This is a genomic window from Bacillus sp. FSL K6-3149 (assembly GCF_038630515.1).
In the GTDB taxonomy this organism is placed as follows: Bacteria; Bacillota; Bacilli; order Bacillales; family Bacillaceae; genus Bacillus; species Bacillus pumilus.
This window is the reverse complement of the sequence record NZ_CP152034.1, coordinates 2,338,948-2,358,383: the sequence shown is the minus strand read 5'-3', so window position 1 is coordinate 2,358,383 and position 19,436 is coordinate 2,338,948. Positions and strand designations below refer to the sequence as shown.

Genomic DNA, 19,436 nt, shown 5'->3' with positions numbered 1-19,436 from the left:
TTTATGATTGAATTGGGAGGTGCTGGAAGTTTCTGACATCAAACAAGCCCTTTGTCGTCATTTTCACATCAGGAATGACTGGAAGTGCCAAGAAGGACAGCGTCAAAAACGGATTAAAGTCTAAGGTAAAACCTGTTTCTTTAAGCGCTTCATGAAGTGTATGAAGGCTTTCATTGACGAGATGTGCCGGCTGATCTGACAATAAACCAGAGATCGGTAATGGCAGCGTATGAAGAGAACGCCCTTCTTTAACAACAGTCAAACCGCCGCCTGCTTCTTTTAACCCCTCAATCGCTTTGATGATATCAGCATCATTTGTGCCAACTGCAATTAAGTTATGGGAATCATGTGCAACCGTTGTTGCAATCGCGCCCTGTTTGATGCCGAAGCCGCTGACAATCCCTACGCCTATTTCAGATAAACCTTGATGACGTTCAACAAGCACCATTTTCAATACATCTCTGCCTGTATCACTTGTAAATTGTCCGTTCATTTCTGAAGGAGAGACTTGTTCTAACTTTGTTTCAAGCTGATTCGGAATAATACGGATCACATTCATATGTTGATCGCCCGTGATAGGTAGTGCAATGTCTTCCTCTTGAACATCTACTGCATGAACAGATTGTAATAATGCTGGGCTTGGTGCGATCTTTTCGACACTCGGCTTGTACTCTCCGTTCTGTGCAACCAATTCACCTGCGATAAATACGCTTGTAATGTCTACATGATGAAAGTCCGAGACAAGCATAAAATCAGCATCATAGCCTGGTGCAATGGCTCCCTTTGTTTTAAGACCAAAACACTCTGCGGCATTTAAGCTTCCCATTTGATAGGCTAAAAATGGATCTAAGCCTTCTTTTATGGACATCCGTACTTGCTCATCAATACTTCCCTGTGCCATTAAATCATCCAAATGTTTATCATCTGTGCAAAAGAAAAAGCGTCTCGCATTCTTTTCATTGACAGCGGGTAAAACATTTTTCACGTTTTTGGCAACAGATCCTTCTCTCAGCATCACATACATGCCCCTTTTCACACGCTCAAGGGCCTCCTGTGCAGTTGTCACCTCATGGTCTGTTTGGATATTGGCCGTCCGGTAGACGTTGATTAAACGATCTGTTAAGCCTGCTAAATGGCCATCAATCAGTTTATTCTCGTTTTGGGCATCAAGCAGCTTTTGAAGCATATCTTCTTCTGCCTGCTCCACACCGACATAGTCCATCACCTCAGCAAGACCAAGCACTTCCTTTTCTTGATAAAGAGGCTTTAAATCTTTCGCTTTTAACGTAGCACCTGATCGTTCAAAACTGACTGCCGGTACACAGGATGGCAGCATGAAATAAATATGTAAGGCAGCTTTTCTCGCTTCTTCCAGCATAAATTGGATGCCTGTTATACCTGACACATTGGCGATTTCATGCGGATCTGTTACGACAGTTGTCACACCGCGCGGAACGACAGCTTTGGAGAATTCAGCAGGGGTAACCATAGAAGACTCGATATGAACGTGGCCATCAATAAAACCAGGCACAAGCATTTGACCTGCTGCATCAAGCTCCTGTTCCCCCTCGTACTCCCCTATCCCGACTATTTGTCCATTTTCAACAGCGACATCTGCGTCTATCCATTCCTGGTTAAACACATCCATGACTTTCGCATGTTTAATCACGAGGGCTGCTTTTTTTCTCTTTGCTGCTACCTCAATTTGATGTCTGAAAAGCTCCTTATCCAACGACACTGCCTCCTCCAAGTAAACAATATAATGTTTCTTATCGTAAACGAATCTGTTTGTCCAGTCAATGACATTTAGAGAAAATCAACCATATCAAAACACTGATTTTTATTTCTGAATAGTGATAATTGCACGAAAAATAAGATGATTCATTTTTGCGGTTATACATGAACAAAGCAACCCTTTTCAGTGTCAATTTCCGTCTCAATGTCCACCTGTCATGAACACATTCATGTAAAAAAAACACCCCGTCATCGGAGTGCTTAATAATCGTTTTGCATTTCTCGTTTTTCAAAGCGTCCTATATCGGCTACTGCCCCAATGACAATGAGGATATCTTCTTTTTGAATCATTTCATCTGCCAGCGGGGAAACAATGACTTCTTTTCCGCGCTTAATGGCCACAATGTTGATGCCGTATTTTGCCCGTATATCAAGATCTAAAAGAGAATGTCCCGCCAGCCTGCTGTTTGCCACAATCTCAATCAGGCTGTACTCATCTGACAGCTCGAGGTAATCAAGCACGTTATTTGAAATGATTTTATGTGCAATCCGTCTGCCCATATCTCGCTCTGGATGAACGATGCGATCCGCTCCAATTTTGTTGAGCACCTTTTCATGGTAGTCATTTTGCGCTTTCACGGTGACCATTTTGACGCCAAGCTCTTTCAGCATAATCGTTGTTAAAATACTTGCCTGAATGTTTTCACCGATTGCAACGATGACATGATCAAAATTGCGAATACCAAGATTTTTTAAAACGTTTTCGTCCGTCGAATCACCAATGACCGCATGTGAGGCAATTTTCGCGTACTCGTTTACTCGATCTTCATTCATATCCATCGCCATGACTTCAAGTCCTTCTTCGCTCAGCGCCTTGCAAATACTTCCGCCAAAGCGTCCAAGACCAATGACTGCATATTCCTTTTTCATGTTCAGACTCCTTTTATCTCACTTACCATGCATTTTACTACGGTTTGATTAATGAATCCATATGGGAACGAATTTTTTTGCGGAACGCTTCACTTAAGTAAAGGTCTGCTCCTTTTTCGATTTCACTGCGATAATGAGCTGGCGGAGCGATTTCTTCGCTCTTTTGAAGCACAAGAAAGGTTAAACAGTCCTCATAAATTTGATCACCTATTTTGACATCGACAAAAGCTGGACGATATGTGCCTTCATATACTCCCTCTCGTTTATACAAATAACGAATGGCATCAAAAGGAACTTCATATAATACACCCTCTGTTTCGCCGCCGTCTTCTACCATATCAGCTCTTGATCCATCTGGCCTCACCAATGTAAATCTCGTAGTAAAACCGTTTAGTACACCACCGCCGATGATTTGTCTGAAGTGATGATCGACTTCTGCGAGCTTAAATCTAGCATCATCCATACAGGAGCCATAGGCAAAATAATAAAAGGATGATGGCTGCTCATGCCACAGTTTATAAGCTTTCCAGCACCCTCTCTTTATTTCTTTCAGTGCTGATGCCTTCTGCTCTGGCAAAATGTATGTCATGGCTGCTACCTGACCTTGATCCGTCATGACATTGATTTCCTGCTTGTCATACCCTTCCTCTAGTGCGTCTATCTTATTCAACGTGTCAGCGGTTACCTCGTACAATTCCCCGTATACAGTGCCTTTTTCTGCGGGAACACACGCTGGATATCCTTGACCTGTATCGTAGATTCTTCCATTCATCCAAGCAGATTTAGCTATTAGTCTGCTTGGATGAATGTACGCTTCGTGGTGCTCTTCATGCTGCAAAAGCGTCCCATATACAAATAAAGCTTTCATCGTCATGACTTCACGTCCTCTCAACTTGCTGCTGTCTGCTTTTTTGACACACAGGCAAATAAATATGAAAAGCTGTGCCTTTTCCAAGCTCACTAGACACGTCCATTCTTCCGTGATGATCTTTTAAAATTGTCGAACAGATGGTCAGACCAAGCCCTGTCCCTTCTTTTTTCGTGGAAAAGAAAGGGTCATATATTTTTTGAATATCTTCTTCAGACATCCCTTTTCCTTCATCTTGAATGGTAATCTTCCATTCATTCAATACTTTTTCTGTAGATATGTATATGCTGCCACCTTCAGGCATTGCCTCAATCGCATTTTTGATTAAATTAATGAACAGCTGCTTCATTTGGTTAGCGTCTGCTAGGATTGCACCGGCATCCTGCCTTTTAAATGGCTGCTTGAGATCAATATTTGAAAGAACGGCATTTGTTTTTAATAAAGTAATCACTTGTTCTAGAAGCTCATGAAGCTGGACTTCTTGAAAATGGACCGCTTGAGGCTTAGCCAATACAAGCAGCTCACTTAAAACAAAATCAATCCGTTTAATTTCAGAGAAGATAATGTCAAAATAATCGGTTCTTTCAGGATATTGTGTCTTCATCAGCTGTAAAAAACCATTTACTGATGTCAGTGGATTTCTGACTTCATGGGCGATTCCAGCGGCTATTTGTCCAGCGACGGCCAGCTTTTGCGCCTGCATTTGCAATTGCTGATTGGATCTTTCAAGCTCAAGCTTTGCCTGCTTTTGTTTCGTAATATCAGCTACTGTTCCAATTCCTCCGGTAAACTGGTGATGCTCATCAAAATAGAGCTTGTAATGAACGTCTCCCCATACCTTCTTTCCCTCTTTATGGAGAAGCTGCAGTTCTACCCGCCCCGCATCCTTATGCTCCTTGATCACAGATAACAAATGCTGCACCACACGTTCCTCTTGATCAAAGTACTGATTGTACATGGTGCCTAGACATTCATCAATGTCATAGCCTGTCATTTGTGTCCATGCTTGATTCAAAAAAATAATTTCACCTTTTTCGTTTGTTTCAAAGACGATTTCTTGCAAGTTATCTGTAATTCGATTCAGCCGCTCTGTCAGTTCCTGTGCTTCTTTCTCTCTCGTATTTAAGTCTGACACAAATAGATTTAAGCGGTCTACATAGCCTGAGACAACCCAGATCCCTGTTAGAACAAGGACTGTAAAGGCTAGATCGAGCGGCCAATTAATTTGATAGCCGCCTAGATAATAAAAGAAATCCCAGCTTAATATTAAAATAAATGCAAGAACAGATAACACGATCCGCACTTGATATGTTTTGTTCAAATAATTCCACCTGCCGCCCTGAGATTCTTTGTCAATTGTACCATTTTCCACTTATTTTTTGAGGGAGATGGGGCATTTTTAAGGAACTTTTTCAGAAAAAAAGCCTGTTCTCCGCACAAAGGAAGAGAGCAGGCTTTTTTCATTACTGCTGAAGAGCTTCTTGTAGCTCTTTTAAGAGTAGTTCTGCGCCTTCAGCGCTTAATGTAATTTGACCATTTCCATAATCATGGTTCTCTGATGTAATCTCACCAGTCATGAGGCAAACACCCTCTGGCTTGTATTTTTTCAAGACGATTTTCTCCCCATCTATAAAAAATTCCATACTGTCTTTAATGGCAATATCAAGTGCTCTTCTTAATTCGATTGGCATCACAATACGCCCTAGTTCGTCTACTTTTCTTACGACTCCGATAGATTTCAATTTCGTTCCCTCTTTCTTTCATTAGCTCAAGATCAATCTGTTTTTCACCAATTGATATATCGTAGACGTAAGAGATTCTCAAAAGGTTTCTCCTCTATAAAAATTTTTTTCATAAAAGAAAAAACAAAGGGAAAATTTATTGTGATTGTCAAAATGATACTTGAATTTTACAAGTTCATTTCAAGGTCATCACAAACCCCCACAAATGACCTCAACCCTCTGAACTTTTAAATGTAAAATTGTTTAAAACAGCAAAAATAGAGATTGGGTGAAAACATGTTTCAAAATGCCGAAATTGGAATTGATTTAGGAACAGCTAACATATTGGTTTATAGTAAAAATAAGGGAATTATTTTAAATGAACCGTCCGTCGTGGCAGTCGATACAGAAACAAAAACTGTACTTGCCGTCGGAACAGAAGCAAAAGAAATGATTGGGAAAACACCTGGGAAAATTGTGGCGATCCGTCCGATGAAAGACGGTGTCATCGCTGATTATGATATGACAACAGATTTACTCAAACAAATCATGAAAAAAGCAGGAAAAAATATCGGGTTTACCTTCAGAAAACCAACGGTCGTCGTATGTACACCTTCTGGTTCAACAGCTGTTGAGCGTCGTGCCATCAGTGATGCTGTGAAAAACTGCGGAGCAAAGCACGTGCATTTAATAGAAGAACCTGTTGCAGCCGCAATCGGCGCTGATCTCCCAGTAGATGAGCCTGTTGCAAACGTCGTAGTTGATATTGGCGGAGGAACAACGGAAGTTGCCATCATTTCGTTTGGCGGCGTTGTCTCTTGTCATTCCATTCGAATTGGCGGAGATCAGCTGGATGAAGATATCATTACGTTTGTCCGAAAGAAATATAACCTATTAATCGGCGAGCGGACAGCTGAGCAAGTTAAAATGGAAATTGGTTATTGTCTCATTGAGCATGAGCCAGAGTCATTAGAAGTACGTGGACGTGATCTGGTGACAGGTCTTCCAAAAACGATCACACTTGAATCTCATGAAATTCAAGGTGCCATGCGAGAGTCACTTCTTCATATTTTAGAGGCGATTCGTGCCACATTAGAGGACAGCCCTCCAGAGCTTAGTGGTGACATCGTAGACCGCGGCGTGATCTTAACCGGCGGTGGCGCTTTGTTAAACGGGATTCAAGAATGGCTCTCACAGGAGATTGTCGTTCCAGTTCATATTGCAGCAAATCCACTTGAGTCTGTCGCAATCGGAACAGGTCGTTCACTAGAAGTCATTCATAAATTGCAAAAAACATTAAAATAATCTTCTTGTTCTACTTCTTTTTTTATCATTTCGATCATATCGTGAGGAATGGATAAACGTGAAGGAGGAAGAACATGTTGCTTGATTTAGGTAAACGGGTCGTTGTCACAGTCATTTTAACGGGTATTATATTAGGAGGAATGAGCCTGTCGTTTTCACATATGCCCCCTTCTAATGCACAGCCTGTGAAACAACTGAACCGCTAAAAAAGCCGCATGAAGGCGGCTTTTTTATTTTGGCCTTTCGCGTGCTCCCCATTTTCCTTTTCGGTCTTAAATCTGATATGATGAACATGACTAAAGGAGGGTTTTTATGAGTACATTTGAAAAACAATTAGATCAATATGCGAAGACCATCGTTGAAGTCGGTGTGAATGTTCAAAAAGAACAAGAAGTCGTCGTATCTGCATCTACTGAATCTGCAGACCTTGTTCGTCTTGTCGCGAAACATGCGTATGAGCACGGGGCGAAAAACGTACATATCCGCTGGAGTGATGGTGTTCTTGCTCGTTTAAAGTATGAACATGCACCGCAGGATGTGTTTGAGCAATTCCCAGAATGGGAAGCACAGATGATGGAAACCATCGCAAAACGCGGCGGCGCTTTTATCACGATCTTGTCAGAAAGCCCTGACCTTCTGCGAGGCATTGATTCGAAAAAAATCGCTGCACAGCAAAAAGCCGCTGGATCCGCCCTTCATACATATCGCCAATACGTTCAATCAGACAAAGTGGCTTGGACGGTCGTAGGTGCTGCATCAAAAGATTGGGCGAAAAAGATTTTCCCTGACGAGACAGATGAAGAAGCTGTCGCTTTATTATGGGATCAAATCTTTAAAGTCGCTCGCGCTGATCAAGCAGATCCTGTGGAGGCTTGGAAAAAGCACGATGAGTCGCTAAATGAAAAGGTCAAAATCCTAAATGAGCGCCACTACCACAAGCTTCATTATGATGCTCCTGGCACTGATTTAACGATTGAGCTCCCTGAGCAGCACATTTGGGTAGGTGCCGGCAGCGTGAGTGAGCGCGGCGTCTCTTTCATGGCCAACATGCCAACAGAAGAAGTCTTTACCGTACCTAAAAAAGATGGTGTAAATGGGACTGTCTCAAGCACAAAACCGCTCAGCTATGCAGGAAATATCATTGATGAGTTTACTTTAACATTTGAAAATGGACGAATTGTCGATGTGAAAGCGAAGGAAGGCGAAGACATTTTAACTTCGCTCGTTGAAACAGATGAAGGCTCTCATTATCTAGGTGAGGTTGCTCTCGTACCAGATGATTCACCAATCTCAAACTCGAACATTCTCTATTACAATACCCTTTATGATGAAAACGCATCGAATCACCTTGCCATCGGCAGCGGGTATGCGTTCAATATCGAAGGCGGAAAAGAGATGAATCGTGAAGAATTGGATGCAGCTGGTGTAAACAACAGTATCACACACGTCGATTTCATGATTGGTTCAAAGGAAATGAATATTGACGGTATTACAAAAGACGGAAAACGTGAACCGATCTTCCGTAATGGAAACTGGGCGATTTAACCAAAAAAAGACATCCACTTGTGGATGTCTTTTCTTATTTACGCATAAAGCTCAACGAGTCTCTTTTGAATCTCTTGATCTGATAAGAACTCATCATATGTTGTTTGTTTATCGACGATGCCATTTGGCGTCACTTCGATAATACGGTTTGCCACTGTTTCAACAAACTGATGGTCATGAGATGAGAAGAGCATAGCTCCTTTAAAGCTCATTAAACCGTTATTCAGCGCCGTAATGGACTCTAGGTCTAAGTGGTTCGTCGGCTCATCTAGAAGCAGTACATTCGCTCCTGACAGCATCATTTTCGATAACATACAACGAACCTTTTCTCCTCCTGATAAGACGCTTGCTTTTTTCTTAACTTCTTCCCCAGAGAAAAGCATACGTCCTAAGAATCCGCGTAAGAAGCTTTCGCTTTGATCATTAGGAGAATACTGGCGAAGCCAATCCACTAGATCGACATCGTTTCCTTCAAAGTATTCACTATTGTCTTTCGGGAAAAAGGCTTGAGATGTTGTGACGCCCCATTTATATGTCCCGCTGTCTGGCTCCATCTCACCAGCAAGAATTTTAAATAAAGTAGACACAGCAAGCTCATTACGGCTTAGGAACGCAATTTTATCCTCGCGATTCATAATAAAGCTGACGTTATCAAGTACTTTCACACCGTCAATTGTTTTCGATAGACCTTCTACTTGAAGAACATCATTCCCGATTTCGCGCTCTGGCGCAAAATGGACATACGGATATTTACGTGAAGATGGCTTAATATCGTCTAAAGAGATTTTATCAAGCAATTTCTTTCTTGACGTCGCTTGCTTCGATTTAGAAGCATTCGCGCTGAACCGGGCAACGAACTCTTGAAGCTGCTTAATTTGCTCTTCTTTTTTCTTATTTGCATCTTGGCTGAGTTTCAGCGCTAGCTGGCTGGACTCATACCAGAAATCATAGTTTCCGACATATACTTGAATTTTTCCGAAGTCTAGGTCCGCAATATGTGTACACACTTTATTTAAGAAGTGACGGTCATGCGAAACGACGATGACGGTGTTTTCAAAATTAATAAGGAACTCTTCCAGCCACTGGATGGCTTGTAAGTCCAAGTGGTTCGTTGGCTCATCCAGAAGAAGGACGTCAGGCTTACCAAATAAAGCTTGGGCTAGTAGTACTTTAACCTTTTCAGAACCACCAAGCTCAGACATTTTCTTCGATTGAAGGCTCTCTGGAATGCCAAGACCTTTTAGTAAGATCGCAGCTTCACTTTCTGCTTCCCAGCCGTTTAACTCAGCGAACTCACCTTCAAGCTCTGCTGCACGAATCCCGTCTTCATCTGAGAAATCAGGTTTCATATAGATCGCATCTTTCTCCTGCATCACATCATATAAACGTTTGTGACCCATCATGACGACTTTTAATACTTCAAATTCTTCGTATTCAAAGTGGTTCTGTTTTAAGATCGCTAAACGCTCACCAGGGCTCATATGAACATCGCCCGTCTGAGCCTCAATTTCACCTGAAAGAATCTTTAGAAACGTTGATTTACCAGCTCCATTGGCACCAATTAAACCGTAGCAGTTGCCAGGAGTGAATTTAATATTTACTTCTTCAAATAGTTTACGATCAGCAAAACGCAAACTAACATTATTTACTGCAATCATTTATTAATCCTCCATCACTCATTCATCATTATGAAGTATAACATGAATAACGTTTGATAGAAACGTCTCTCACTAAGAACGAAGGCAAATTGTCCAATATGGTATAATAAGTGGGAATGATTTATTGAAGGAGTTCGTGCGATTTGAGATTACTTACACTGATGGAATACTGTTTATTGATTTTCTTTATGGGTATTTATTTATCTGCAACAGGCTTTAATGCGAGGGATTTTGGCCTTTATATTGGGCTTGTGCTTATTTACACACTGGTACACATCTTTTCGAAACGCTTTTTACAAAAGCGAGGGAAAGAAAATCATAAGATCGGATTGTTTCGGTCCGTTTTAGCCATTACTGGGTCTGTCTTCGCTTCTGTGTTGGCCATTGTGCTCATTGTTACAGTGCTCACGCCAAATTAAAAACGACCCTTCTTTTAAGGGTCGCCCGTTCAAGCACTTTTCTCACGCACCTGAGAAGGGTGCTTTTATTTTGTTTGCCGAATGTCGCCAAATGGGAAGAAAACAAATTCTGATGTCCCGACAACCCGATCCTTTTGAATGAGTCCAAGTCCATTTCTGCTGTCCATGGAGTTGAGTCTGTTGTCCCCCATCACAAAGTAATCGTTTTTCGGTACTTTCACTGGACCAAAATCCCCTGTCAAATGCACTTCATACTCTTTCGCATGTGCCTTGTTCTCTTTTAAATAAGGCTCATCTACTTTTTTACCATTAATGTAAAGCGTATCATCCTTCATTTCAATCGTGTCTCCCGGAAGACCGATCAATCGTTTTACATAATGAATTTTCTGGCCATCTTTTCCATTAATAATCACGATGTCACCTCGTTTGACACCACCTAGATAGTTAATGGTTTTGTTGACAAACAGCTTTTCTCCATCATGAAGGGTCGGTTCCATCGACTCTCCTTCCACCACATACGGCTCAAATATAAACGTACGGATGAGCAAGACGAGCGCAACTGCAATTAAAATGGCTTTGATCCATTCAAACAGTGAACTTTTCTTCTCTGTTTTGGCTTGCTTTGCATCAGATTGAATATCATTTTCGTTTTGTTTGTTTTCTTCGTTCAAAATACTGCTTCCTCCTAAGACTTTCTGCTAAAAGACTTGAATCGTGAATTGAATAACTTTACTTTATCACATGTCATTTAAAAATTCACAAGACAACCATTCAATTAGATATTTTTTCCTAATTTGTTCATAATTAAACAAAAGAAGCACCGCTGTTCACGATGCTTCTCTTCTACTTTACGCTTCTAGTTTCACTGGTTTTTTCAAAATACCAAGTAAAATCGCTGTTACAACGGCACCGATTAAGATGCTGATGATATAAAGTATCGGATGATTTGTTACCCAGAAAACGAATAGTCCGCCGTGCGGTGCAGGAAGCGTGACTCTAAAGAATTCCGTTAATCCGCCAGCCACAGCTGCTCCAATGACAGCTGAAGGAATCACGCGTAGAGGATCAGCCGCTGCAAACGGGATCGCCCCTTCAGTGATGAAGGCCGCTCCCATGAAGTAGCATGTAATCCCTGCTTCTCGGTCACGTTTTGAGAATTTATTTCTAAAAATTGTTGTAGCAAGTGCAATACCTAGTGGTGGTACCATTCCGCCTGCCATAATGGCAGCATGCGGTGCATAGTTTCCAGCAGCAATCATCGCAAGACCAAATGTGTAAGCCGCTTTGTTAATTGGCCCACCCATATCAATCGCCATCATACCTGCCAAAATAATGCCCATTAAGACAAGGTTTCCAGTACCTAAAGTTTCAAGCCAATGAGTTAATCCGTCCATCACCATTTTTACTGGTGTGTTAACAACGTAATGCATAATGATACCTGTGAAGAAAATACCGAACAATGGATAGAGCAGAACCGGTTTAATTCCGTCGAGTGACTGCGGTACGAATGTGAATACTTTTTTAAGTAACACAACGACATAACCAGCAAGGAAACCGGCTATGAGTCCGCCTAAGAATCCAGCACCTGCTGCCGATGCCATAAATCCACCGACCATACCTGGCGCAAAACCTGGACGATCTGCAATACTCATCGCAATAAATCCGGCTAATACAGCCACGATTAAGGCAAGTGCATTATCTCCACCAATTCCTTTTAAAACAGCTGCAAATGAATTAAATGAAGGGTCATTAGGGTCAGCCGATTTAATACCCCAGAAGAATGAAATTGCAACAAGGATACCGCCTCCGACAACAAATGGAAGCATGTTGCTTACACCGCTCATTAAGTGCTTGTAGAAACCACTTCTCCCTTTGCCAGATGACTCATGTTCGTCTTTTGAAGAACTGCCGCCAGAGCCTTTATAGATCGGCGCATCTTGATTGACTGCTTTTTCAATCAATTCCTGCGGACGACGGATTCCTGCTGTCACAGGTACTTCAATGACATGTTTGCCTTTAAAGCGTTCCATTTCAACTTGCTTGTCGGCTGCCACAATGATGGCTGGTGCTTCTTCGATTTCTTTTGCGGTAAGAGCGTGTTTAATACCACCAGAGCCGTTTGTTTCGACTTTAATGTCAACGCCCATTTCTTTCGCTTTTTCTTTCAAAGCATCTGCTGCCATAAATGTATGTGCAATACCTGTTGGGCAAGCTGTTACTGCTAAAATCTTAGCTGGTTTACCTGATGCAGCCGGCTCCTCTTGAACTTCCTCTTCTTCTTCATCGTCGTCCTTATCATGCGTATTGATGATATCGATGATTTCATCTTCAGTAGCCGCTTCAAGAAGCTGCTTTCTGATTTCTTCACGCATCAGAAGTGTTGATAAACGAGAAAGTGCTTCTAAGTGCGTGTTGTTTGCGCCTTCAGTTGCTGCAATCATAAAGACAAGATGACTCGGCTGCGCGTCCAGTGATTCATAATCTACACCAGCTACCGAGCGGCCAAATGCAATGGCAGGCTCTTTGACACTTGCTGTTTTAGCGTGAGGGATAGCAATTCCTTCACCAATACCAGTAGAGCTCTGTTTTTCACGGTTAATCACTGCTTCTTTGTAGCCCTCTTTATCATTTAACTTGCCTGCTGTATCTAAAACAGTGACTAATTCTTCAATGACTGCTTCTTTCTGCTGGCTGTCTAATTGAAGCTTAATGGTCTGCTTTGTGAGTAGTTCTGTTATTTTCATGGTGACTCCTCCTTTAAATGCGTGTGACTTTTACTTGTGGTAATAGTGTGTCAACAAGCTCTTTTGTCCCAAGCTCTTCAGAAAATGCTGTAGCACTGCCTGATGTGACGCCAAGCTTAAATGATTCTTCAATCGAAAGGCCTTTCGAAACGCCGGCTAAAAATCCTGCAACGACTGAATCCCCTGCACCAACCGAATTAACAAGCGTACCCTTTGGAACATTTGACTGATAAATCCCTTCCTTACTGAATAAGAGAGCGCCATTACCAGCCATGGATACGATAACATGTTCAGCACCTTGCTCTAACAGCTTCTTCCCATAAGGAATAGCTTCTTCCGCAGTAGAGATGCTTGTCTCAAACATTTCACCTAGTTCATGATGGTTTGGCTTCATTAAGAACGGTTTCAAGCCTGCTGCTTTTTTTAGGGCTTCCCCGGAAATATCAAGGACAACTCTAACGCCTTGCTTTTCGCATACCTCAGCAATACGTTCATACGTGTTATGAGGCAATGAAGAAGGAATACTGCCAGCTAACACAACGACATCTCCTTCAATCAATGAAGTAAATTGAGACAGAAACGACTCAAATTGTACTTCAGTAATGGATGGGCCGAGTCCGTTGATTTCGGTTTCTTCACCTGTTTTTAGTTTCACATTAATTCGTGTATCTTCTGACACCTCGTGAAAGGCTGTTTGTAATTGTTCGTTTTGTAAAAAGTCTTGAATATATTTGCCTGTAAATCCACCAATGAATCCAAGTGCTTTTGATTCAACACCGTGACGTTTTAAAAGCCTTGAGACATTGATCCCTTTTCCGCCCGGATATTTTTTGTCATAGGTTGAACGATTCAAACCGCCGACTGCGAAATCCTCCACGTGTACGATGTAATCAACTGATGGGTTTAAAGTAACTGTATAAATCATGTTTTCACTACCTTTATAACCGTTTTTTCATGGTAATTATCGAATGAATCCTCTTTTGCGTCGTTTGTGATAATGGTGGCTTCCTGTAAACTAGCAAAGGTTGAAAACGATATTTCGCCAAATTTAGAGGCATCTGTTAAGATATAGGTTTTTTTCGCCTGCTTCATGGCCCTTTTTTTCATGAGCGCTTCCTCTGGATCAGGTGTTGTAAACCCCGCCTCGGGATGAATGCCGTTCGTCCCAACAAAGCTTTTGTCAAAACGGTAATTTTCCATCGCCGTTAAGGCTGCGGCTCCGACCATGGCTCCTGTTCGATGTTTCACTGATCCGCCTATCAGGTAAAAAGAAATGCCTTTTCTCATGAGTGCTTCAATGTGCATAACACCATTTGTCACCACAACAATATCTTGATCTGGATCGATATATTCAATCATTTGCTGTGTGGTCGTACCAGCGTCTAAATAAATACAATCGCCTTGTTTTAAAAGTGAAGCAGCTGCCTCTGCAACCAATGACTTTTCTTGAAGGTTTTTGGCAGATTTCTCAAATACATCTGGTTCAAGACGGATACTTGATATCTTGGCTGCTCCCCCATGAACTCTTTTAAGAAATCCTTTTTCTTCAAGGGCTGATAAATCTCTTCTAATAGTAGATTCAGACGCATCCGTCATAATCGTTAAGTCCTGTATTTTGATGACATCATTTTCTTCTAAACAGTCGATAATGAGTTGATGTCTTTCCGGTGTTAACATGAAAACACCCCCTTTTGAAAACGTATTCATTTTGCGCGCACCTTTATTGTAATCGCTTTTTTCAACATTATCAATACAAAACAATCAAATACATTCAATAACTATCAAAATCTTTCACCATGGTCATCTTACCTTTATATGTACCATTTGTAAACTGAAAAATATGTGACATTAAGATGAAAGTCATGATCTTAGCATTTCTATCATTTTTCATTTCATTCAATAGAACTAAAAAAAGCTTTTATGCGATGTGCATAAAAGCTTTTGATGTTTGATTACAGCGGAATTCACACTGTTTGTATGTCTTTGTTCTTCTCAGAATTATTCATATCTAAGAGAATCAATCGGATCTAGTCTTGCTGCTTTATTCGCAGGAATTAACCCAAAAACAATCCCAATAAGCATACTAAACAGCACACCTACACAAATGATTTGCCAAGATACTAAGGACGGCCAGCCGGCAATGAGTGATACTAACGAGGCACCGCCTATACCTAGTGCAATCCCCATCAACCCGCCGATCAAGGTTAAGACGACAGACTCAATTAAAAATTGAACGAGTATTTGAGCCCTCGTTGCTCCAATCGCTTTTCGAATACCGATTTCCCTTGTCCTCTCTGTCACAGAAACAAGCATGATATTCATCACACCGATACCGCCGACAAGTAAAGAAATTCCAGCTATTGACCCAATGATTGTTGTCATAACAGACGTGATTTGACCGATGCCCTCTGCAATTTCTTCCATGTTGATCATTTCATAAGCATCTTCTGTATGATGATTCTCATTTAATAATGCAGCCGCATTCTTTCCTACTTCCTTCATTTGATCAGCATGTGCGACTTGAATTGACAACTTATCGTATTCATTGATCCCAAATGTGGAGGTGAGCATTGCAAATGGGACATATATTTCATTCATATCGAATGAGAGCATTCCTGTTTGTTTGGCTAAAATACCGATGACTTCAACCGGCTGTCCGTTCATCCAAATCATTTCGCCCAATGCCTTCTGTCCATTAAATAATTCTTTTTGTAAGCCTTCAGAGATGAGGGCGGCTCTTCTGCCGCTTCTAAAGTCAATATCTCTTAAATTCTGCCCTTCTGCTATTTGTAATGAATGTACATTTGTATACCCTTCATTTATACCGTTAACTGTCGCATCCACTGTCGTATCTTGAAATCTCAGCTGCATTCCTTGCGCAGTCGAAGAGGCAACCTGATTCACCCCATTGATTGTCTTAATGCTTTTTATGTCTTCCTCAGTAAATGTGGCGTCGAATAAAGCGTTGGGATTTGCATTTAACTCTTCGTCAGAAGGCGTATATGTCATATCAACGGTATTGTTTGGACCTGAAATCGACCCTTTTAGCATTTGCTCGCCGCCTTGACCGATAGCCACGACCGCAATGACTGATCCAACACCAATAATAATCCCAAGCATCGTTAAAATAGAACGTAATTTATGAGCTAAAACAGAATTCATCGCTATTTTGATATTTTCAAAGAGTTTCATTCATAGCGTCCCCTTGTGTCAATCTATCTTCAACGAGTCGTCCATCTCTTACAACGACCGTCCGATTTGTATACGCAGCTATTTCTTCTTCATGGGTGACAAGTACAATCGTTGTCCCTTCCTCATTCAGCTTAGTAAACTGTTCCATGATTGAGAAGCTTGTTTTTGAGTCAAGAGCGCCTGTCGGTTCATCTGCTAAGATAAGTTGCGGCTTATTGACAATTGCACGGGCTATTGCCACTCTTTGCTTTTGCCCTCCCGACAATTCACTTGGCATATGTTTCATTCGGTCTGTCAAACCAACCTTTTCAAGTGCCATCTCTGCACGTTCTTTTCTTTCCTTTTGACTGATACCAGCGTAAATCATCGGAAGCTCAACATTACGCCTCGCATTTAACCTCGGCAGCAGGTGAAATTGCTGAAAGACAAATCCAATGAATTGATTTCGAATCACTGCGAGGTCTTGATCCTTTGCTGCTGACAGCTCTCTTCCTTGAAAATGATATTGTCCTGTAGTTGGCCGGTCTAAACAGCCAATGATATTCATTAACGTCGATTTTCCAGAGCCGGACGGGCCCATAATAGACATATACTCGCCTTTTTCTATAACAAGATCGACCTCACTTAATACATCAAATGATTCCTCGGCAACCTCATAGCTTTTTGTCACGTTTGAAAGCTGAATCATTCAGCATTCACTTCCATTCCGTCATACATGTCATCTGATGGATGAGAAATGATTTGATCCTCTGCTATGACACCTTTTGTCACTTCAAGATCATGACCTGACGTTTCCCCTAGCTCTACTTTTACTTTTTTAAGTACATTCTTTTTGACAACATAAACGTATTGTCCATCATCCTCTTTTTTTACAGCTGATTCAGGAATCGTTAGGGCTTGACGCTTATCTGTTTCAATTTCCATGATCATTTTAAAACCAGGTTTTGCTTCAGGTTTTTTTCCTTTTATTTCGATTTCAACTGGATATTGCACCGTTTGATCACCTGCAGTTGTTTCGGATGCTGCCTGAGCAGGTACAACCCCCACTTTTTTCACGACCCCTTGCCAGCTCTTTCCGCGAATAACATCAGACGTTATCTTTACTTTTTGTTTCTTTTTCACTTTTATGGCGTCATATTCAGAAATCAATCCTCTTACAATCATTTTTTTCTCATTGCCAATATGAATGATCGCCTGTCTCTCTTCTGGCTTTCCTGCCCCTTCTTCTTGCTCAATGGAAATGACTGTACCGGCAATTTTACTATGTACGATTAAATCTTCTATTTGTGCTTTTACTTTTTCTTGGCTGATCTCTGCTTGTTTTTGTTCTAATTCAGCCGCTTTCAGCTCTAGTTCAAGCTGGTCTCGCTCGGTTTTAGGATTGGCAGCGGAGTCGCCTCCTTGTTTTTTATCTAATTCGCTCAATCTATTTTGTAATTGTTCGCGTTTTAACGTACTGGATTCAGCCGCAAGAGCTTGCTGCTCTTCTTCAAGTTCCAGCTCTCTATTTTCATATGTAAGAAGCGGCGTTCCAGGCTTTACCTTTTCTCCTTCTTTCACAGAAATCCCCTTCAAATGTCCCTTTTCCTCTTCTGCATAAATGAACTGCTCTTCAGAGAATGAAAGTGTCCCTGGCGTCATGACCGTAGTGGTGATTTCTTTTTGCGTAGGTTTTACTGTTTTAATAGCTGCTGTCGAAGCAGGCTTTGATTGATTTTTCGCAATGTTAAAGCCAATAAATAGACCGATAACAATAATAAAAATGGATCCGATGATGATTTTCTTTCTCATAAAGACATTCTACCCCCAGCTTACTGATATGGTGATTGCAGTTCCTACATATTGAAAAATGATAGATAAGAGATAAAAGACTCCTATAATGGTCCAAGCGATTCTTGGCGATATATGGCCTACTTTCATCAATAAAAAGCCTGTTAAAACAAGGTTCCAGATCACAAATAGATCAATATTGGCAAGCACAGCATGCCATGGACCAGACGTTTGAATGAGTGCATTTAATGAGGTGATTGTGATGTTTTTTGGCACATGGAACAGAATGATGGACAGATGAGAAATAATCGTACCAAAGATCGTAACTGGTGTAATAAACAGGACCGCTGAAAACAGCTGCTGAAACGATGCATCACCCTTTGCTAAAAATACGATGAACTTATATATTGCAGCATTAATCACAAGCCCGAGAAGTAGACCAATTAGCGTCACCACATAAACGACCGATACCGGCAAGCTTAAATCTGCCCACATTCCTTCATTCACCAGCTCTGACAAATAAGTCACAATCACTGTTAAAAGAAGTACACAGGATAAAGGCCACCAAACCACCGGATTTTCCCAGACTCTTTTCAGGTGCTCTGAAGGTCTTATGCTCACTCCAATGATCGTAGGCTTTTGCATATTTTCTTTCATCAAATGTCATCCTCTCTATGTCATGCAAGTATGCAAACGCACATGCTCTCTCTTATTCTTTCTATTTTATCAAAAGATTGCCAATAAGTGATGGGTGATTTGATTTTCTTATTTTCATTGAGGGAAAAATTATCTATTATCATGAATGAAATCCTCCAAATGACACCATGACTAGACCATATTCATATCAAGAAATAAAGGTTTTTCTGACCTAAAAACATTTTATCAAAAAAAAACCATGTCTTTCGGAATAAATATCCTTTTCCTTTGAATTCGGTTGGTCTTTGTGAGACACAACAATTTTTTGTTAAAATAATCCTAGTAATTTCAACAAATCCCGGCTTTATAGGACTATGATTGGTTTCTTTTATAGAACAAATGAGCCTTTAGTAACAATACTTTCATATTAAAAAATTAAAAATATCATGATTTTACTTGATCAAAAGTTATTTTTTCATATAATGTAAAATAGAGGTAGGTTAAATGATAGTGGAAATGGAGTCAAGTGAATGTTAAGAGAAAAATTGAAAACGCAATTGATTTTACTTTATGAAAAGGAACAAGAAGCATGGCAATACTTTCGAAAGGAAAGAGAACTGATTTATCATGAGCTCAAATTACTTGATATGAAAGAAAGCAGACCCTCTAATGACAAAATATACTACGCTGCCAGATGTGTAGATATTATTAAAGAGAAAAAGGGTAGCATTGTGAGCACAAAAGAATTAAAAGAACAGCTTCAAGCCCAGACAGATTTCAACGTGAGACGAATTAGTGAATTGTATGATTTGATTCAGCAGCTCGATCCTCACATTTCTAAAGCACGAAGGGGATGTTTTATTTACGAAGATCACACCCAAATACCTCTACAATCTTTTCACACATAAAAAATT

General features: G+C 40.9%; 19 protein-coding genes. 5 read left to right on the top strand and 14 right to left on the bottom strand.

Going from position 1 to position 19,436, the window contains the following annotated elements; all coding sequences use genetic code 11:
* Position 1: 1 nt before the first annotated feature.
* The 5 genes from ade to MHB83_RS11900 form a co-directional block, all read right to left on the bottom strand.
* Positions 2 to 1,732: an adenine deaminase gene (gene ade / locus MHB83_RS11920; RefSeq protein WP_226805128.1), complete on the bottom strand. Its 1,731-nt coding sequence runs from the start codon at positions 1,730 to 1,732 to the stop codon at positions 2 to 4.
* 263 nt (positions 1,733 to 1,995) lie between these two features.
* A complete protein-coding gene (locus MHB83_RS11915) occupies positions 1,996 to 2,664 on the bottom strand; it encodes a TrkA family potassium uptake protein (protein ID WP_003211815.1) in 669 nt (222 codons plus the stop codon).
* A 37-nt stretch (positions 2,665 to 2,701) separates the two neighbouring features.
* The gene (locus MHB83_RS11910; RefSeq protein ID WP_284906348.1) at positions 2,702 to 3,538 is read right to left on the bottom strand and encodes a gamma-glutamylcyclotransferase family protein; all 837 of its coding nucleotides are present in this window, start codon (positions 3,536 to 3,538) and stop codon (positions 2,702 to 2,704) included.
* Between the two features lie 4 nt (positions 3,539 to 3,542).
* Positions 3,543 to 4,853 (bottom strand): ATP-binding protein, encoded by a 1,311-nt coding sequence (locus MHB83_RS11905; RefSeq protein ID WP_342496353.1) that lies wholly within the window; start codon positions 4,851 to 4,853, stop codon positions 3,543 to 3,545.
* Positions 4,854 to 4,995: 142 nt separating this feature from the next.
* Positions 4,996 to 5,274, bottom strand: coding sequence for an AbrB/MazE/SpoVT family DNA-binding domain-containing protein (locus MHB83_RS11900; protein ID WP_003211634.1), 279 nt, complete (start codon positions 5,272 to 5,274; stop codon positions 4,996 to 4,998).
* Positions 5,275 to 5,550: 276 nt separating this feature from the next.
* Between MHB83_RS11900 and mreBH the strand changes: the two genes are divergently transcribed.
* The 3 genes from mreBH (at position 5,551) to MHB83_RS11885 (ending at position 8,103) form a co-directional block, all read left to right on the top strand.
* Positions 5,551 to 6,558: a rod-share determining protein MreBH gene (gene mreBH / locus MHB83_RS11895; protein ID WP_003211642.1), complete on the top strand. Its 1,008-nt coding sequence runs from the start codon at positions 5,551 to 5,553 to the stop codon at positions 6,556 to 6,558.
* 74 nt (positions 6,559 to 6,632) lie between these two features.
* Positions 6,633 to 6,764 carry a protein YkpC gene (locus MHB83_RS11890; protein WP_003210922.1) on the top strand — a complete coding sequence of 44 codons (132 nt, stop codon included), beginning with the start codon at positions 6,633 to 6,635 and terminating at the stop codon, positions 6,762 to 6,764.
* A 106-nt stretch (positions 6,765 to 6,870) separates the two neighbouring features.
* Positions 6,871 to 8,103 (top strand): aminopeptidase, encoded by a 1,233-nt coding sequence (locus tag MHB83_RS11885; RefSeq protein ID WP_253622649.1) that lies wholly within the window; start codon positions 6,871 to 6,873, stop codon positions 8,101 to 8,103.
* Between the two features lie 38 nt (positions 8,104 to 8,141).
* Here MHB83_RS11885 and MHB83_RS11880 read toward each other — a convergent pair whose 3' ends face one another.
* Positions 8,142 to 9,761, bottom strand: coding sequence for an ATP-binding cassette domain-containing protein (locus tag MHB83_RS11880; RefSeq protein WP_050945126.1), 1,620 nt, complete (start codon positions 9,759 to 9,761; stop codon positions 8,142 to 8,144).
* A 143-nt stretch (positions 9,762 to 9,904) separates the two neighbouring features.
* On the opposite strand from MHB83_RS11880, the gene MHB83_RS11875 reads away from it, so the two are divergent.
* On the top strand, positions 9,905 to 10,180 hold the full coding sequence (locus tag MHB83_RS11875; protein WP_034619939.1) for a hypothetical protein: 276 nt from the start codon (positions 9,905 to 9,907) through the stop codon (positions 10,178 to 10,180).
* Between the two features lie 65 nt (positions 10,181 to 10,245).
* On the opposite strand, the gene lepB is transcribed toward MHB83_RS11875, so the two are convergent.
* The 8 genes from lepB to MHB83_RS11835 all read right to left on the bottom strand — a co-directional run bounded on the left by lepB (position 10,246) and on the right by MHB83_RS11835 (position 18,543).
* Positions 10,246 to 10,818, bottom strand: a complete 573-nt coding sequence (gene lepB, locus MHB83_RS11870) for a signal peptidase I (protein WP_342496843.1) — start codon at positions 10,816 to 10,818, stop codon at positions 10,246 to 10,248.
* A 210-nt stretch (positions 10,819 to 11,028) separates the two neighbouring features.
* Positions 11,029 to 12,924, bottom strand: a complete 1,896-nt coding sequence (locus MHB83_RS11865) for a PTS fructose transporter subunit IIABC (protein WP_212045822.1) — start codon at positions 12,922 to 12,924, stop codon at positions 11,029 to 11,031.
* 13 nt (positions 12,925 to 12,937) lie between these two features.
* Positions 12,938 to 13,849, bottom strand: a complete 912-nt coding sequence (gene pfkB / locus MHB83_RS11860; protein ID WP_212045821.1) for a 1-phosphofructokinase — start codon at positions 13,847 to 13,849, stop codon at positions 12,938 to 12,940.
* Positions 13,846 to 14,601 carry a DeoR/GlpR family DNA-binding transcription regulator gene (locus tag MHB83_RS11855; protein ID WP_050945129.1) on the bottom strand — a complete coding sequence of 252 codons (756 nt, stop codon included), beginning with the start codon at positions 14,599 to 14,601 and terminating at the stop codon, positions 13,846 to 13,848. The genes pfkB and MHB83_RS11855 overlap by 4 nt, the downstream gene beginning before the upstream one ends.
* Positions 14,602 to 14,922: 321 nt before the next feature.
* Positions 14,923 to 16,116 (bottom strand): ABC transporter permease, encoded by a 1,194-nt coding sequence (locus MHB83_RS11850; protein WP_342496352.1) that lies wholly within the window; start codon positions 16,114 to 16,116, stop codon positions 14,923 to 14,925.
* The gene (locus tag MHB83_RS11845) at positions 16,103 to 16,804 is read right to left on the bottom strand and encodes an ABC transporter ATP-binding protein (protein WP_050945131.1); all 702 of its coding nucleotides are present in this window, start codon (positions 16,802 to 16,804) and stop codon (positions 16,103 to 16,105) included. Before MHB83_RS11845 ends, MHB83_RS11850 begins: the two co-directional genes overlap by 14 nt.
* A complete protein-coding gene (locus tag MHB83_RS11840; protein WP_050945132.1) occupies positions 16,801 to 17,907 on the bottom strand; it encodes an efflux RND transporter periplasmic adaptor subunit in 1,107 nt (368 codons plus the stop codon). Before MHB83_RS11840 ends, MHB83_RS11845 begins: the two co-directional genes overlap by 4 nt.
* Before the next feature lie 9 nt (positions 17,908 to 17,916).
* Positions 17,917 to 18,543, bottom strand: coding sequence for a YIP1 family protein (locus MHB83_RS11835; protein ID WP_342496351.1), 627 nt, complete (start codon positions 18,541 to 18,543; stop codon positions 17,917 to 17,919).
* Positions 18,544 to 19,052: 509 nt separating this feature from the next.
* Between MHB83_RS11835 and MHB83_RS11830 the strand changes: the two genes are divergently transcribed.
* Entirely contained in the window at positions 19,053 to 19,430 is a 378-nt protein-coding gene (locus MHB83_RS11830; protein ID WP_003211488.1) for a hypothetical protein, read from the top strand.
* Positions 19,431 to 19,436: the final 6 nt, after the last annotated feature.